General features: G+C 67.5%; 14 protein-coding genes. 9 read left to right on the forward strand and 5 right to left on the reverse strand.

The annotated features are described in order from the left end of the window. The first annotated feature begins 47 nt into the window (after window positions 1–47). From ACETPF_RS15590 to ACETPF_RS15600, 3 genes are all read left to right on the forward strand, one after another. Window positions 48–1,022, forward strand: coding sequence for an RcnB family protein (locus tag ACETPF_RS15590; RefSeq protein WP_373935469.1), 975 nt, complete (start codon window positions 48–50; stop codon window positions 1,020–1,022). A gap of 125 nt (window positions 1,023–1,147) precedes the next feature. Further along, window positions 1,148–1,825, forward strand: coding sequence for a prolyl hydroxylase family protein (locus ACETPF_RS15595; RefSeq protein ID WP_373935470.1), 678 nt, complete (start codon window positions 1,148–1,150; stop codon window positions 1,823–1,825). 147 nt (window positions 1,826–1,972) lie between these two features. Then, entirely contained in the window at window positions 1,973–2,443 is a 471-nt protein-coding gene (locus ACETPF_RS15600) for an RcnB family protein (protein ID WP_373935471.1), read from the forward strand. A 184-nt stretch (window positions 2,444–2,627) separates the two neighbouring features. Here the strand turns inward: ACETPF_RS15600 and ACETPF_RS15605 are convergent, their stop codons facing one another. Then, complete coding sequence (locus ACETPF_RS15605) at window positions 2,628–4,208, reverse strand: lysine--tRNA ligase (protein ID WP_373935472.1); 1,581 nt, start codon at window positions 4,206–4,208, stop codon at window positions 2,628–2,630. Window positions 4,209–4,341: 133 nt separating this feature from the next. Between ACETPF_RS15605 and ACETPF_RS15610 the strand changes: the two genes are divergently transcribed. Genes ACETPF_RS15610 through ACETPF_RS15620 form a run of 3 tightly spaced genes read left to right on the forward strand, consistent with a single transcriptional unit; the run spans window position 4,342 to window position 8,036 of the window. Then, window positions 4,342–4,701: a PilZ domain-containing protein gene (locus tag ACETPF_RS15610; protein ID WP_373935473.1), complete on the forward strand. Its 360-nt coding sequence runs from the start codon at window positions 4,342–4,344 to the stop codon at window positions 4,699–4,701. 41 nt (window positions 4,702–4,742) lie between these two features. Next, window positions 4,743–7,481 carry an ATP-dependent DNA helicase gene (locus ACETPF_RS15615; RefSeq protein ID WP_373935474.1) on the forward strand — a complete coding sequence of 913 codons (2,739 nt, stop codon included), beginning with the start codon at window positions 4,743–4,745 and terminating at the stop codon, window positions 7,479–7,481. A 12-nt stretch (window positions 7,482–7,493) separates the two neighbouring features. Next, on the forward strand, window positions 7,494–8,036 hold the full coding sequence (locus tag ACETPF_RS15620; protein ID WP_373935475.1) for a SixA phosphatase family protein: 543 nt from the start codon (window positions 7,494–7,496) through the stop codon (window positions 8,034–8,036). 9 nt (window positions 8,037–8,045) lie between these two features. On the opposite strand, the gene ACETPF_RS15625 is transcribed toward ACETPF_RS15620, so the two are convergent. Next, entirely contained in the window at window positions 8,046–8,453 is a 408-nt protein-coding gene (locus ACETPF_RS15625) for an SPFH domain-containing protein (protein ID WP_373935476.1), read from the reverse strand. 29 nt (window positions 8,454–8,482) lie between these two features. Further along, window positions 8,483–9,421, reverse strand: coding sequence for a prolyl aminopeptidase (gene pip, locus ACETPF_RS15630; protein ID WP_373935477.1), 939 nt, complete (start codon window positions 9,419–9,421; stop codon window positions 8,483–8,485). Window positions 9,422–9,616: 195 nt separating this feature from the next. Here pip and ACETPF_RS15635 point away from each other — a divergent pair, with 195 nt between their 5' ends. The 3 genes from ACETPF_RS15635 (at window position 9,617) to ACETPF_RS15645 (ending at window position 13,936) form a co-directional block, all read left to right on the forward strand. After that, window positions 9,617–12,397: a TonB-dependent receptor gene (locus ACETPF_RS15635; RefSeq protein WP_373935478.1), complete on the forward strand. Its 2,781-nt coding sequence runs from the start codon at window positions 9,617–9,619 to the stop codon at window positions 12,395–12,397. A gap of 77 nt (window positions 12,398–12,474) precedes the next feature. After that, window positions 12,475–12,894: a response regulator gene (locus ACETPF_RS15640; RefSeq protein ID WP_373935479.1), complete on the forward strand. Its 420-nt coding sequence runs from the start codon at window positions 12,475–12,477 to the stop codon at window positions 12,892–12,894. A 139-nt stretch (window positions 12,895–13,033) separates the two neighbouring features. Next, window positions 13,034–13,936: a dienelactone hydrolase family protein gene (locus ACETPF_RS15645; protein ID WP_373935480.1), complete on the forward strand. Its 903-nt coding sequence runs from the start codon at window positions 13,034–13,036 to the stop codon at window positions 13,934–13,936. A gap of 3 nt (window positions 13,937–13,939) precedes the next feature. On the opposite strand, the gene ACETPF_RS15650 is transcribed toward ACETPF_RS15645, so the two are convergent. Next, window positions 13,940–14,470 carry a peroxiredoxin gene (locus tag ACETPF_RS15650; protein ID WP_373935481.1) on the reverse strand — a complete coding sequence of 177 codons (531 nt, stop codon included), beginning with the start codon at window positions 14,468–14,470 and terminating at the stop codon, window positions 13,940–13,942. 11 nt (window positions 14,471–14,481) lie between these two features. Beyond that, entirely contained in the window at window positions 14,482–14,871 is a 390-nt protein-coding gene (locus tag ACETPF_RS15655) for a VOC family protein (RefSeq protein WP_373935599.1), read from the reverse strand. Between the last annotated feature and the right edge of the window lie 31 nt (window positions 14,872–14,902).

The raw sequence follows: 14,902 nt of genomic DNA on the forward strand, positions 1-14,902 counted from the left end.
AAGCAGGCATAAGGGAGCGATCGGCTCCCGGCCGAAGGACGACGACGATGATCTTGAGGAAGATGATGCTTGCGGGGTTGATGGCCGCGACCGTGCTGGGCGGGGTCGCCCCGGCCTATGCCCAGAGCGATCCGGGTCAGAATGGCTGGCGCGGCGAGCGCATGCGGGGCGGAGAGCGCGCGCCGGGCGGTGAGCGAGGGGACCGCGGCGCACGCTGGCGCAATGACGCCGCCGCTCAGCCGGGCGCGCAGGCGCCGGCGCAGCGCTGGCAGCGAAGCCCCGACCGGCCAGCCGGTGGCATGGCCCCGCCCCGCCCCGATCCCAACTGGCGCGGCGATCCGGTGCTGCCGCAGAATCGCGCGGTAGAGGAACAGGTGCGCCAGCGCCAGGAACAGCGGCGCGACTGGCGTCAGGAACAGGGGCGCGGCTGGCGTCAGGACCGGCGCGATGATAGGCGTGATGAAAGGCGTGACTGGCGCGCCGATCGTCAGGACGACCGCCGCGAATGGCGCAACGAGCGCGCCGACGGACGCCGGGACTGGCGCGAGGATCACCGGGACGACCGGCAGGACTGGCGCAACAACGACCGCCGCTGGGACGACCGACGCGACTGGAACAACAATCGCCGCTGGGACGGGCGCGGCGCGGACGGGCGTAACTGGAATGACGGCCGGCGCTTCGACGATCGCACCCGCTGGAGCACGCAACGCCGCTGGGACAATCGCTGGCGGCAGGACCGGCGCTATGACTGGAACAGCTACCGCAGTTCCTATGGCGACCGCTACCGCATCGGCCGCTACTATGCTCCGCGCGGCTGGGACTATGGCTATCGGCGCTTTTCGACCGGGATTTTCCTGAACAGCCTGCTCTTCTCAAACAGCTACTGGATCAACGATCCCTATCAATATCGCCTGCCGCCCTCTTACGGCACGCTGCGCTGGGTCCGCTATTATGACGATGCGCTGCTGGTCGATATTCGCGACGGTTATGTGGTCGACGTGATCCACGATTTCTTCTGGTGAGCGGTGCGCGATAGCGCGTCGACCGCCATCCCCCTCCCTGAACTGGCCTTCAGGAGTGACTGGCCCCGAAGCGGCGACGCTTCGGGGTCTTTTCATGGATGGCGGCTTCGTGGCAGGACGGCGGCATGACCGATCTTCCCGATGATGGCGGCATCGCCTCTCCCGCTCGCGCCGCGATCGGCGATGCGGTGCGCGCGCGGCTGGACCGCAACCCGATGGTGAGCCGTATCGATGCGCCCCATCTCGACATTTACGGCCGTCAGAATTTCCTGGGCGCCGAGGAATGCGCCGGACTGCGCGCCCTGATCGACGCCAGCGCGAAACCCTCCTCGCTATTCTCGGGCAGCGCCAATGCCGACTATCGCACCAGCCATAGCGGCAATCTCAGCCCCTCCAACCCGCTCGTCGAGGCGGTGACGGCGCGCATATGCGCGCTCGCCGGCCTGCCGCCGGCCCATGGCGAAACCTTGCAGGGACAACGTTACACGGTGGGGCAGGAATATAAGGTCCATTGCGACTATTTCCCCGTCACCGCCGATTATTGGCAGGCGATGCGGCCCACCGGCGGGCAGCGCACCTGGACCGCGATGATCTATCTGTCCCCGGTCGAGGCGGGCGGCGAGACCCATTTCCCCCACTGCGAATTCATGGTGCCCCCGGTCGAGGGCATGATCCTCATCTGGAACAATCTGGACCGCGCCGGTGCGCCCAACCGCTTCAGCCTTCACGCCGCCCGCCCGGTCGAGCGCGGCGTCAAATATGTCGTCACCAAATGGTTTCGCGAACGGCCCTGGACTGCCTGACCGTGGCCCCGAGGCCGATACATTTTGCGACATAAATGACTGGAATCTGACTAGTGCATTCCCGATCGGTTCAGCGGGCCGGGCGCATAGAAGCTCTCGTGGCGATGCTCCGTACGGGGCATCGCCGCCCAAATCGGGAGATGAGACATGCGTAAATTCATCATTCTGGGCCTGTTGACCGCCACCCTCGCCCCCAGCGTCGCGTCGGCGCAATCCTATGGCGAAGTGCGCCGCAGCCAGCAGCATCTGCGCGAAGAGCAGCGCGAACTGCGCCAGGCGCAGCGCTATGGCGACCGCCGCGACATTCGCGAGGAGCGCCGCGACGTCGCCGACGCGCGCCGCGAAGTGCGCGAGGATTGGCGCGACTATCGCCGCACTCACCGCGACGTCTATCGCGGTGGCCGCTGGAACGCGCCCTTCCGCTACAGCCAGTGGAACACCGGCGCGCGGCTTCGCCCGGTCTATTATCAGCCGCGCTACTATGTCGCCGACCCTTACCGCTACCGCCTGCCCCGCCCGGGCTGGAACCAGCGCTGGGTGCGCCATTATAATGACGTGCTGCTGGTCGATACGCGCACCGGCCGCGTGATCACCGCCCATCGCGGCTTCTTCTGGTAAATGAAAAGCGGCTCTGGCGCTGCACCGCCGGAGCCGCTCATATGGGAAGTCGCCCCGCTTGGCCGCGCCGCCTGTTTCCAGGCGCACGCGGCCGATAGCGCGCGCGACGCACGCCACCAGTCCGAAAGGGGGGTGGACCGCTGCCATAACGCGGCCTCAGCCTTTTTGTTCCGCGCCGCCCCCCTCAGGCGGCGAGCGCCTGCGCGATCAACCGGCGGCTATTTTCGATCCCGTAAAGCGCGATGAAGCTGCCCATGCGCGGGCCTTGATCGGCGCCCAGCAACGTCTGGTAGAGCGCCTTGAACCAGTCGCGCAGTTCCGCGAAGCCGAACGCCTCGTCCTTGCCGATCGCATAGACGATATTCTGGATGTCCTCGGCCGACGCATCGGCCGGCAACCCCGCCAACTCATCGTCCAGCCGCCGGAGCGCCGCCGCCTCGTTCGCGTCCGGCGCGCGGCGCTGGAGCGTCGGCGCGACGAAATCGCGATGATAGGCGAGGGCATGGCCGATCAGCGCATCGAGTTCGGGATAGGTCGCCGCGCTCGCGCCCGGCACATAATTCTGGAGATAGCCCCAGACCTGGTCGCGGGTCGCATCACCCATCACGCCGACAAGGTTCAGCAGCAGGCCGAACGTCACGGGCAGTTCGCCCTGCGGCAGCTTTCCGTCATGGATATGGTGGACGGGATTGCCAAGCTGCTGTTCGACTGCCTGCCTGGGGTAATTGCCGCGAAACTGCCAATATTCGTCCACCGCGCGCGGGATGACGCCCATGTGGAGCTGCTTGGCCTTCTTGGGCTCGCGATAGGCGTAGAAGGCCAGGCTCTCCTGCGGGCCGTATGTCAGCCATTGTTCGAGGCTAAGGCCATTGCCCTTGGACTTGGAGATTTTCTCGCCCTTCTCGTCCAGGAACATCTCGTAATTGAAGCCTTCGGGCGGACGCCCCCCCAGCGCGCGGCATATCTTTGACGATTGCGTCACCGAATCGATCAGATCCTTGCCCGCCATTTCGTAATCGACCCCCAGCGCATACCAGCGCATCGCCCAGTCGACCTTCCATTGCAGCTTCGCGCCGCCCGACAGGATCGACTGCTCGATCGTCTCGCCCTCATCCTCGAAGCGGACGAAGCCGGCTTCGGCGTCGATCACCTCGACCGGCACCTGAAGCACGATGCCGCTCTTCGGGGAAATCGGCAGCACCGGCGAATAGGTCGCCTGCCGCTCCTTCCGCAGCGTCGGCAGCATGATGTCCATGATTGCCGAGTAGCGCCGCAACACCTGCTTGAGCGCCTCGTCGAACGCGCCGGACCGATATTGCTCGGTCGCCGACACGAACTCGTAATCGAACCCGAAACGGTCGAGAAACGCACGGAGCATCGCATTATTATGGTGCGCGAAACTCTCATGCGTGCCGAACGGATCGGGCACCTGCGTCAGCGGCTTGCCCAGATGCTCCGCCAGCATCGCCTGGTTGGGCACATTGTCGGGCACCTTGCGGAGGCCGTCCATATCGTCGCTGAACGCCACCAGCCGCGTCGGCACGTCCGACAGCGCGTGAAAGGCGTTGCGAACCATCGTCGTGCGCAGCACTTCGTTGAAGGTGCCGATATGCGGCAGGCCCGAGGGACCATAGCCGGTCTCGAACAATATATGCCCTTTTTCCGGCGCACCGTTCGGATAGCGCTTGAGCAGCTTGCGCGCCTCTTCATAGGGCCAGGCCTTGGACGCGAGAGCGGCGGTGCGGAGCGTGTCGGAAGCGGTCATGATGCCAAGCCCCCTAGCCCCGGAAGGACCGAAAGAAAACGGATTTCCGGCCATTCATAATGATGACAATCATTCGCAAGGTAAGAATAGATTAACCCTGTCCGCCGATAATGGCCGGACGAAGGGACTGACGATGCAGATCAAACGCAGCCGGGAGCGCATTACCGTCGACATCCCGATCGTGGTGACGACAGTGCTGGACAGCCTGGAGGGCGCGATCGTCGACCTTAGCGAAGGCGGCGCGCAGGTCGTCGGCTGCTCGTTGCCGCCCAAGTCGCAGTGCCAGATCGACCTCGACGGTCATGTCACCTTCGGCACGGTGCAATGGTCCGAGGAGGATCGCATGGGCATTCGTTTCCCCTATGAGCTCGTCGACGGCCCGCTGTTCGAAAAGCTGGAACTGGCCCGTGCCGCCAGGCGCGCGCCCGCCGCCTTCCATCCGCGCTTCGGGGTTGCGGCAGGCGCCGGAGGCTTTGGCCGCCGCATCGCCTGAAACTGGTTTCCCTTTTGTTCCCATTGCTCTAACCGGAGGGGGTGATCGACCCCGCCGACCTGCCCGCGCTTCACGCCAGCCATGGCGGTATCTGGCTGCGCGAGGGCGACCGCACCCATGGCCTTGCCAAGGGGCAGGCGATCGGACGCGCGGCGGAAACGCCGGTGCTGTTGCTGAACGCGCCGCTCACCGGCCAGCGCTTGGGCTATCCTGAACTCAACGGCCTCGACCTGCTCGAACTCTGGGCCTTCATCCACCCCGCGCGATTCTTGGTGCCGACGCCCAAGGGGCTGGCCGAAGCGCTCGGCCTTCCCGCGCCGACGCAGGAAGGCGATATTCCAGCGCTCCTGCAACAGGCGACGGCGGCTTTGCTCGCGCGGCTGGAGGCGGCAGACTGGACCGAGCGCGAGGGCGCATGGACCGCCGCGCAATCGCTCCACCGGCTGCGCTGGGCTTGGTCGCCCCTGGTCGCGCCGCGCATCTCCCGGCCCCGCGAGGCGGAACGCTGGCTCTTCACCAAATTGCCCGAATGGGAGGAGGCGCAGCCACGCCCCGCCCCGCGCACCATTTCCCTGACCGAACCACAAGTGCTCGCGCGCCTCGACGGCCTGACCGGCGCGGACGCAGAGCCGCGCCCCGGCCAGCGCGCCTATGCCGCCGCGGCATCCACCGCCTTCCACCCCCGCGCCTATCGCGACCAGCCCAACATGCTGCTCGCCGAGGCTGGCACCGGCATCGGCAAGACGCTGGGCTATCTCGCGCCTGCCTCGCTCTGGGCGGGGGAGGCGCAGGGCACCGTCTGGGTCTCCACCTATACGAAGGCGCTGCAACGCCAGCTCGACCGAGAGTCGCTCCGGCTGTTCCCCGATCCCACGCTGGCCGCGAAGCGCGTTGTGGTCCGCAAGGGACGGGAAAATTATCTCTGCCTGCTCAATCTGGAGGACGCGCTGCAAGGCGGCTTCACGGGCCGCGCCGCCATATTGGCGCAGCTGGTGGCGCGTTGGGCCGCCTTCACCAAGGATGGCGACATGGTGGGAGGCGACCTGCCCGGCTGGCTGCCGACTTTGTTCCGCCGCAACGGCTCGACGGCCCTGACCGACAGACGCGGCGAGTGCATCTATGCGGGGTGCCCGCATTATCGCAAATGCTTCATCGAACGGTCGGCGCGGGCGAGCGCGGACGCCGACATCGTGATCGCCAACCATGCCCTCGTCATGATCAACGCCGCGCGCGGGCGGGAGACCGGCCAGCGGCCGCAACGCATCATTTTCGACGAAGGCCATCACCTGTTCGACGCGGCCGATTCGACCTTCTCGGTCGCGCTGTCGGGGCAGGAAGCGATCGAGCTGCGGCGCTGGATCATGGGGCCGGAGGGCGGATCGCGCGGACGGCGGCGGGGGCTGGCCGCGCGCCTGTCCGACCTCGCCAGCTATGACGAGGAGGGCGGGCAGGCGATCCGCGCGGCCATCGACGCCGCGCAGGCGCTCCCCGCCGACGAATGGCTGAAGCGTGTGGTCGCGGGCGAACCCTTCGGCCCGCTCGAAGCCCTGCTCGCCGCCGTGCGCGGCACCGTCTATGCCCGCGCCGCCGACGCCGGCGAAGCCGATGCGGGCTACGGGCTGGAGACGGAACTCGCCGAACCCGATGGCGCGCTGGTCGAGGCGGCGCAGGAAGCGGCGCTGGCGCTGGACGCGCTGATCAAGCCCCTGGTCCGCCTCGCCCGCCGGCTCGAAGCGGTGATCGAGGATGCGCCAGACTGGCTCGACGGCGCGGCACGCGCGCGGATCGAGGGCGCGGTCGCCTCGCTCGGCTGGCGGCGCGACCTGATCGCGGCCTGGCTGGCGCTACTGGCGCGAATCGGCGGGCCGGCCGACGCCGATTTCGTCGACTGGATGACGGTCGATAGGGTCGAGGGCCGTGAATATGACATCGGCATCCACCGCCATTGGCTCGACCCCACGCGCCCGCTCGCCGAAACCGTGCTGAAACCCGCGCAGGGCGTGATCGTCACCTCCGCGACGCTCAAGGGCGGCGGCGAGTGGGACAATGCGGAGGCGCGCAGCGGCGCGGTTCACCTCCCCCACGGCGCGGAACGGTTCGAGGCGGCGAGTCCCTTCGACTATCCCGGCCGCGCCGAAGTGCTGATCGTCACCGACATCAAGCGGGGCGACATCGCCGCGCTGTCGGGCGCCTATGCGCGACTGATCGAGGCGGCGGGCGGCGGGACGCTCGGCCTCTTCACCGCGATCCGGCGGCTGCGCGCGGTCCATGCGCGCATCGCCGACCGGCTGGCGCGCGCCGGCCTGCCGCTCTACGCCCAGCATGTCGATCCGATGGATACGGGCACGCTGGTCGATATTTTCCGCGACGATCCGCGCGCTTCGCTGCTCGGCACCGATGCCTTGAGGGATGGCGTGGACGTGCCCGGCCATTCGCTGCGGCTGGTGGTCATGGAGGGCGTGCCCTGGTCCAAGCCGACCGTGCTGCATGCAGCCCGCCGACTGGCCGGTGGCGGCAACGCCTACGACGACCGCCTCATTCGCGCGCGCCTTGCCCAGGCATTCGGCCGCCTGATTCGCCGGGCGGAAGACAGGGGCCAATTCGTGATCCTCTCCGCCGCGATGCCGAGCCGCTTGCTGAGCGCCTTTCCGCCCGGCACGCCGGTTCGCCGCCTGACCCTGGACGAAGCGATCATCGCCGTCAGCGGCCAGGCGCAGCATCTCGCTCTTGGCGCGGCCCCCGCTTTGGGGCATCAGGGTCACGAATCCGGCCTGCCGTAACGGGAGAGACGAGTGAAGCGCCTGACCCTGTTGCGCCACGCCAAATCGGATTGGGACGATCCGGTGCCGCGCGACTTCGACCGACCGTTGAACCGGCGCGGCGAGAAGGCGGCCAGGCTGATGGGCGAATTCGCCGCCAAGCGGGGCATGCGCTTCGACCTGCTCGTCGCCTCGCCCGCCGTGCGGGTGGTGCAGACGCTGGAGACGTTTTTCGACGGCTATGGCAAGACGCTGGAGGCGCGGTGGGACCGGCGCATCTATCTCGCCTCCGCGCCGACCCTGTGCGACGTCGTGCGCGACCTGCCCGACAGCGCGGACAGCGTTCTGATGGCGGGACATAATCCGGGGTTCGAGGAGCTGATCCTGGAACTGGTGCCCGAGGATGCCGACAACAAGCTGCGCGAGGATGTGGAGGTCAAATTCCCGACCGCCAGCATCGCCGTGCTCGACCTTCCCATCGACCGCTGGGCCGACGCCCGCGCCAGCATTGCCACGCTGGCGAGCTTCACCCGCCCCCGCGACCTCGACCCCGCACTGGGGCCGGCCGCGCGTTAGGCTAAGGCGTCACTCCGGCTGCTGCGGACGCGGCGCAAGACGACTGCTTTCGAGCAGAGGCAATCCGCCCTCGGTGGGGACGTAGATGATGCTGGCGTCCTTGCCGTCGATCGCCTGTATTTGCAGATAGCGAAGATAGCCGTCGGGGCCGCCCAAACTGTCCTGGAGAATCCGGTTGGCCCGCGCCGCACCCTCGGCCCGAACCACTTCCGCGTCGGCGAGCATCTTGGCGCTCTCCAGCCGGGCCTTGGCCTCCAACACGGCGATCTGTCGCGAGGACTGCGCCTCGGCCAGCGCGGCGCGCCCGGCCTGCTCTTGGCTGTACACGCGGTAGCTGGGGCACCCCCATAGCGCGCCCGAAAGGGTCATCAGCGCCAGAACAAATATGCCGATGATCCCGCTGCCTGACATTCGCATGATTTGCCCCCCTTCTGCATGGTACTGAACTACCGAAACCCATCGGTCGCGCGGATCAGCGCGTCCAATATGCCCGGCTCATTATAGGCATGGCCCGCGCCCTCGATCATCTCGAACCGCGCCTGCGGCCAGGCGCGGTGCAGCGCCCAGGCGGTTTCCGCCGGGCAGGCCATGTCGTAGCGCCCCTGCACGATCACACCGGGAATGTCCGCCAGCCGCCCGGCGTCGCGCAACAACTGCCCTTCCTCCAGCCAGCCGCCATGGGTGAAATAGTGATTCTCGATCCGCGCGAAGGCGATCGCGAAATCGTCCGCGTCATGGGTGGCGGACAGCGCCGGGTCGGGTAGCAGCCGGATCGTCTCGCCCTCCCACACGCTCCACGCCCGCGCCGCCGCCAGCTGCGCCGCCCGGTCGTCGCCCGTCAGGATGCGGCGATAGGCGGCGACCAGGTCATGGCGATCTTCCGCCGGGATGGGCGCAATGAAACGCTCCCATTTGTCGGGATAGATGCGGCTCGCGCCCTCCTGATAATACCAGTCGATCTCGCGTCTGCGCACCGTGAAGATGCCGCGCAGCACCAGTTCGCTCACATGGCTTGCATGCGCCTGGGCGTAGGCCAGCGCCAGCGTCGAACCCCAGCTGCCGCCGAACACCAGCCATTTGTCCACCCCCGCCATATCGCGCAGCCGCTCGATATCGGCGACGAGGTGCCAGGTCGTGTTCGCCTCCAGCGATGCGTGGGGCGTCGACCGCCCGCACCCGCGCTGGTCGAACAGCAGCAGGTCGTAGCGCGTCGGATCGAACAGCCGGCGATGATCGGGCGAAATCCCTCCGCCAGGCCCGCCGTGCAGAAATACCGCCGGCTTCGCGCCGGGCGTTCCGACCCGCTCCCAATAGACATGGTGGCCGCCCCCGACATCCAGATGGCCGGTGGCATAGGGCAGGATCGGGGGATAGAGGGTCCGCATCGCAAGCCTTCCTATCCCGACTGGCGGCTTTCGACCAGTGGCCCGGCGCGCCGTGCGGCGTCCTGCTTGCGCCCGCGCGATCCATCCCCGGTTCAGCCGCCCCCGTTACAGTTTGCGACAAATTTGGCCGGTTCCTGCCGGATGTTTGCGACACATTCGCGCTACACGTCCAGGGACAAGTTTCCAATCCGTCCCATGGGGGTATTCGTGCGTCGATCCGCAGCCGTCCGTCTGTTGCCTTTTGTCCTGAGCGCTGCGCCCGGCGCGTTGATGGCGCAGGAGCCGCCGCGCGGCGCGGCCGCGCCGCAGGCGAGCGAGGAGGAGGGCGAGGAGATCATCGTCACCGGCCAGCCGCAGCGCGGCGCGGTGATGGGCGCGGTCGAGCCGGAGCAGCAACTCTCCGCCGCCGATGTCCGCGCGCTCGGCGTCACGTCGATCGCCGAACTGGTGACCGAATTGTCGCCGCAGACCAACGGCACGCCGATCATCCTGCTCAACGGCAAGCGCATATCGAGCTTCGCCGAAATCCGGGACATCCCCTCCGAAGCGGTGGCGCGGATCGACATCCTGCCCGAACAGGTCGCGCTCTCCTACGGCTACGCGCCGACGCAGAAGGTGATGAACGTCGTCCTGCGCCAGCGTTTTCGCGCGGAAACGGGCGAGGTAGAGCTGGGCACCACGACCCAAGGCGGGCGCGAGACCGGCGAGGTCGAAGCGGGGCTGCTGCGCATCCGGGGCGACAATCGCTTCACCCTGAACCTCCAATATGAGCGCGCCGCGAACCTGCTGGAAAGCGAGCGCGGCATCGTCAATGACGGCAGCGGGCGCGTCACGGCGGCGGCGCGCGGGCAGGAGATCGACCCGGCGCTCTCGGCACTCGCGGGCGGCCCGCTCACGCAGGTCGGCGTGCCTGTCATCGCCGCGACCCGCGCGCCGACCCTCGCCGACTTCGTGCCCGGCGCGGGCGGGACCGACAGAGTGGACCTCACCCCCTATCGCACGATCAGCCCCGCAACCCAGAATTTCTCGGCCAATGCGACCCTCGCCCGCGCGCTCGGCGGCGTATCGGCCAGCCTCAACGGCCGGCTGGAACTGAGCGACAGCGACAGCCTCCAGGGGCTGACCCGCGCGCAATATGATCTGCCGGCGGGCAATCCCTTCTCCCCGTTTGCCAATGATGTGTCGCTCAGCCGCTATCTGGCGCAGGGCGGCGCGCTGGCGCAGCAGGTGCGTGGCACGACCGCGCATGTCGGGCTGACCCTGAACGGCGGGATCGGTCGCAAGTGGCAATGGTCCTTCACCGGCAATGGCGACCTGTCGGTCACCCGCACCCGCACCGACCGGGGCGTCGCGAGCGATGCCGTCCAGGCGGCGATCGACGCGGGCGACCCCACGGTCAATCCGTTCGGCGCACTGCCCGACACGCTGCTGGCGACGCGGACGACCGACCGGGCGCGGGCGAAGAGTCAGGCGCTTCAGGGCGACCTGCTGCTCAGCGGCCCGCTCTTCACCCTGCCTGCGGGCGCTGTCATGACATCGGTTCGGGTCGGCGCGTCGGCCAACGGGTTCGACAGTTGGTCGATCCGTTCCGGGGTCGAGCGCGAAACCGATTACAGCCGCGAAATCGCGAGCGGTCAGGTCAGCCTCGACCTGCCGATCACCAGCCGGTCGAAGGGCGTGCTCGGCGGGCTCGGCGACATCGGCGTCAATCTGAACGCCGCCGCGCAGCATTATTCCGACTTCGGCACGCTCTCGACCCTCGGCTACGGCCTGCGGTGGCAGCCGGTGAAGGCGGTGCAAATCCTCGCCTCCGCCAATCAGGATCGCGCAGTGCCCACCGGCACCCAGATCACCGACCCGCTGATCGCCACGCCCAACATATCGGTGTTCGACTATGCGACCGGACAGACCGTGCTGGCGACGCAGCTGTCCGGCGGCAACACGGCGCTGCGCGAAAGCGTGCGCGACCAGTTTCGCCTGAGCGCCCGGGTCAAGCCCTTCGACAAGCCCGACCTGACGCTCACCGCCACCTATCTCAACAGCCGCACGCGCAAACCCATCGCCGCCTTCCCGACGCCCACGCCCGCACTGGAGGCGGCCTTCCCCCAGCGCTTCCTGCGCGACGCGGACGGCAACCTGCTTCAGATCGACGCGCGCCCGCTCAACTTCCTGCGCGCGCAGAGCGAGCAATTGCGCTGGGGCTTCGACCTGTCGATCCCGCTGAAATCGCACATCCAGAAGGTGATCGAAGCCTGGCGTGCGGGCGGCTCAAAGCCCGAAGAGCGCCCAAAGGAACTGGACGACATCCGCGCCGCTTTCGCCCGCAACCGCCCCGAAGGCCGCGAAGGCGGACCGCCGCCCGGCGACGGGCCGCCGCGCGATGGCGCGGGCGTGGGGCGGCGCGGCGGCGGCTATCGCGGACCGGGTGGCGGCTTTGGTGGCGGCGGGGGCGGACGCGGCGGCGGACGGCTGGTCGTCAGCCTCTATCACACCTGGCATTTCACCGAGAATATCCTGATCGCGCCGGGCCTCGCCCCGCTCGACCTGCTGGATGGCGACGCGACCGGATCTTCGGGTGGGCAGCCCCGGCATGAGGTTCAGGCCCGGCTCGGCTACACCAACAACGGCATCGGCGCGCGGCTTGGCGTCAATTGGGAAAGCGCCACGCATGTCGACGGCGCGCTCGGCGGCGCGTCGCGGCTGAATTTCGACAGCCTCGCCACCGCCAATCTGCGCCTGTTCGCCAATTTCGGTCAGATGCCCGTGCTGGTGAAGGACATGCCCTTCCTGCGCGGCGCGCGGCTGTCGATCGGCATCGACAATCTCTTCAACCAGCGGCGCGACGTGACGGATGCGACCGGCGCGACCCCGATCCGCTATCAGCCCGGCTATCTCGACCCGCAGGGACGCACCATCTCGATCAGCTTCCGCAAGCTCTTCTCCCCCAATTTCGGCGCACGCGGCCCGCGTGGTTAAATTCGTATTATCTACGTCTAAAGCTTCTCGTTCCCCTGCCGTTATGATGCTTCGGTATGGCCTGGGGAGTGAAAGCCATGAAGCCTGTCAGAATAGTGGTGGTCGATGATTCGCTGACCATCCGTGCGATGATCGAAACGCTGCTGGAGCGCGACCGCCGGGTCGAGGTGGTGGGCATCGCCCGCGACGGTGCGGAAGCGCTGGAGATGATCCGGCTGGAAAAGCCCGATGTGGTGACGCTGGACATCGCCATGCCCGGCAAGGACGGCATGGCGATCCTGGACGAGATCATGGAGATCGAGCCGTGCCCGGTCATCATGCTGTCGAGCCTGATGCGCGACGGCGCGCCGATCGTCGCCGAGGCGATGGACCGGGGCGCGGCCGCCTGTTTCAACAAGGCGATGATCGCGCGCGAAGCCGCCCGCTTCATCACATTGGTGCGCGAGGTCGGACGCGGGCTGATGCCGGCGCAGGACGGGGTGGCGATCGCCGCCTGACCGAGATTTCCGTGGGGGCGGGGGAAAGGGGAGGCAGGGGACGCCTCCCCCTTTTTTTGTCTGCCGGCACGCCCTTCCCTTTCGCCGCGCTTGCATTAGGCTGCCCGCGCCGGGGGACATGGCAAGGAGCGTGCAGCATATGAGCGAAGAGAGCGATGCCGGTGCCGGGCGGTTGCCCGATGACAGCAATTGGGTCCGCACCACCGGCCTTGAGCGCCGGCATGTGCTGGCGGGCGGCGCCTTCGCCGCCGGTTTCGCCGCCGCCTGCCGCCCGGTCGCAAGCAGCGCGGTGCAGACATCGGGCGATGGTCTGAAGGAAGAAACGGTCTCCTTCCCCGCGAGCGACGGCTTCGCTCTGCCCGCCTTCGTGGCGCGCCCGGCCAGCGGCAAGCCGGCGCCGGTGATCGTTGTCGTGCATGAGATTTTCGGCGTGCATGAATGGATTCGCGACATCTGCCGCCGCTTCGCCAAGGCGGGCTATTACGCCATCGCGCCCGATCTGTTCGCGCGGCACGGCGACGCCACCAAGATTGCCGACTTCAAACAGCTGATCGGCACCATCGTGTCGAAGGCGCCCGACGCGCAGGTCATGACCGACATCGATACGACCTACGCCTTTGCCGGCAGTCATGGCGGCGACGGCAAGCGGCGCGGCATCACCGGCTTCTGCTGGGGCGGACGGGTGGTCTGGCTCTATGCAGCCCACAGTGCGCAGCTCGATGCCGGCGTCGCTTATTATGGCCGGCTGGTGAGCGAAAAGACCGCGCTTCAGCCGCTGAGCGCGATCGAGGAGGTCGGCAAGCTCAAGGCCCCGGTGCTCGGCCAATATGGCGCGCTGGACAAGGGCATCCCGCTCGCCGACGTGGAGGCGATGCGCGCCGCGCTGGTCAAGGCGGGCAAGTCGCCGCCCGACAGCATTACCGTCCATGCCGGCGCGGACCATGGCTTCATGGCCGACTACCGCCCCAGCTATAACGAAGCCGCCGCCAAGGCCGCATGGGACGCGACGCTCGGCTGGTTCGGCACATATGTGAAGGGATGAAGGCTATTTGGCCTTCATCGCCTCCACCGCCGCGAGCGTGCTCTTCACATGCCCCGCATAGTTCATCTCGCTATGGACGAAGGCGATCCGCCCCGACGGCGCGATGACATAGGAAGTGCGGTCGGTCATCCCCGGCCGCATCTTGAGCGCCACGTCATAGCCGTTGACGATGCCCGGTCCGGCCGAGGCGACCGCGAACTTGCCCGCGCATTCCTTGGTCGAAAAGGCGACGAGATCGTCGACCGGATCGGCAGACATGCCGATGACGGTCGCGCCCGCCGCCTTGAACTTGTCGATATTCTCCGCGAACTCGCGCGCTTCGGCGGAGCAGCCCGGCGTGAACGCCTTGGGGAAGAAATACAGCACCACCGGCCCGCGCTTCAGCTGGTGAGACAGGGTGAGGGTAAAGGTCTTGCCCGCCTGCGCCCCGCGCGTCGTGAAGTCGGGCGCCTTCGCGCCGACCGCGAGCGCGGCCATGGCGCTGGCGGGCGTCATCAGCAGGGCGGCGGCGGACAGTTGGGAAAGGCGCTTCATCGAAAGGCTCCTCAGCTTGGACGGGCGGGCGGTTCCCATAATTCGATCGCATTGCCCTCCGGGTCATGGATGCGGGCGAAGCGACCGATGGCAGGGTCGTCCCATTCGGGCTTGGTGATGATCGCAACGCCCGCCGCGCGCAAGTCGGTCAGAAGGGAATCGAGATCGGACACCCGAAAATTGATCATGAACGCCTTGTCGGCATCGAAATAGTCGCTGTCCGCCTTGAACGGGGAAAAGACCATCGGTCCGCCCAGCGTCTGCCACACCCATTCATTGGCTGGCGCCGCAGGGTCCGCGACGCAGCCGCCACCGACCTGCAAATGCGTGCGATACCAGGCGGCAAGCGCCTCGGGATCGCGCGCGCGGAAAAACAGCCCACCCATTCCTAGCACCGGCATGGCATCGACTCCCTTAAGCATGGCGCAAAGC

Source organism: Sphingobium agrisoli, assembly GCF_041877245.1.
Taxonomy (GTDB): Bacteria; Pseudomonadota; Alphaproteobacteria; order Sphingomonadales; family Sphingomonadaceae; genus Sphingobium.

Excerpts from the sequence above, each read along its gene's own strand:
- ACETPF_RS15650 (WP_373935481.1), bottom strand. The coding sequence starts at position 14,470 with ATGAAGCGCCTTTCCCAACTGTCCGCCGCCGCCCTGCTGATGACGCCC.
- ACETPF_RS15595 (WP_373935470.1), top strand. The coding sequence starts at position 1,148 with ATGACCGATCTTCCCGATGATGGCGGCATCGCCTCTCCCGCTCGCGCC.
- ACETPF_RS15610 (WP_373935473.1), top strand. The coding sequence starts at position 4,342 with ATGCAGATCAAACGCAGCCGGGAGCGCATTACCGTCGACATCCCGATC.
- ACETPF_RS15645 (WP_373935480.1), top strand. The coding sequence starts at position 13,034 with ATGAGCGAAGAGAGCGATGCCGGTGCCGGGCGGTTGCCCGATGACAGC.
- ACETPF_RS15655 (WP_373935599.1), bottom strand. The coding sequence starts at position 14,871 with ATGCCGGTGCTAGGAATGGGTGGGCTGTTTTTCCGCGCGCGCGATCCC.
- pip (WP_373935477.1), bottom strand. The coding sequence starts at position 9,421 with ATGCGGACCCTCTATCCCCCGATCCTGCCCTATGCCACCGGCCATCTG.
- ACETPF_RS15635 (WP_373935478.1), top strand. The coding sequence starts at position 9,617 with ATGGGGGTATTCGTGCGTCGATCCGCAGCCGTCCGTCTGTTGCCTTTT.
- ACETPF_RS15605 (WP_373935472.1), bottom strand. The coding sequence starts at position 4,208 with ATGACCGCTTCCGACACGCTCCGCACCGCCGCTCTCGCGTCCAAGGCC.
- ACETPF_RS15590 (WP_373935469.1), top strand. The coding sequence starts at position 48 with ATGATCTTGAGGAAGATGATGCTTGCGGGGTTGATGGCCGCGACCGTG.
- ACETPF_RS15640 (WP_373935479.1), top strand. The coding sequence starts at position 12,475 with ATGAAGCCTGTCAGAATAGTGGTGGTCGATGATTCGCTGACCATCCGT.
- ACETPF_RS15600 (WP_373935471.1), top strand. The coding sequence starts at position 1,973 with ATGCGTAAATTCATCATTCTGGGCCTGTTGACCGCCACCCTCGCCCCC.
- ACETPF_RS15625 (WP_373935476.1), bottom strand. The coding sequence starts at position 8,453 with ATGCGAATGTCAGGCAGCGGGATCATCGGCATATTTGTTCTGGCGCTG.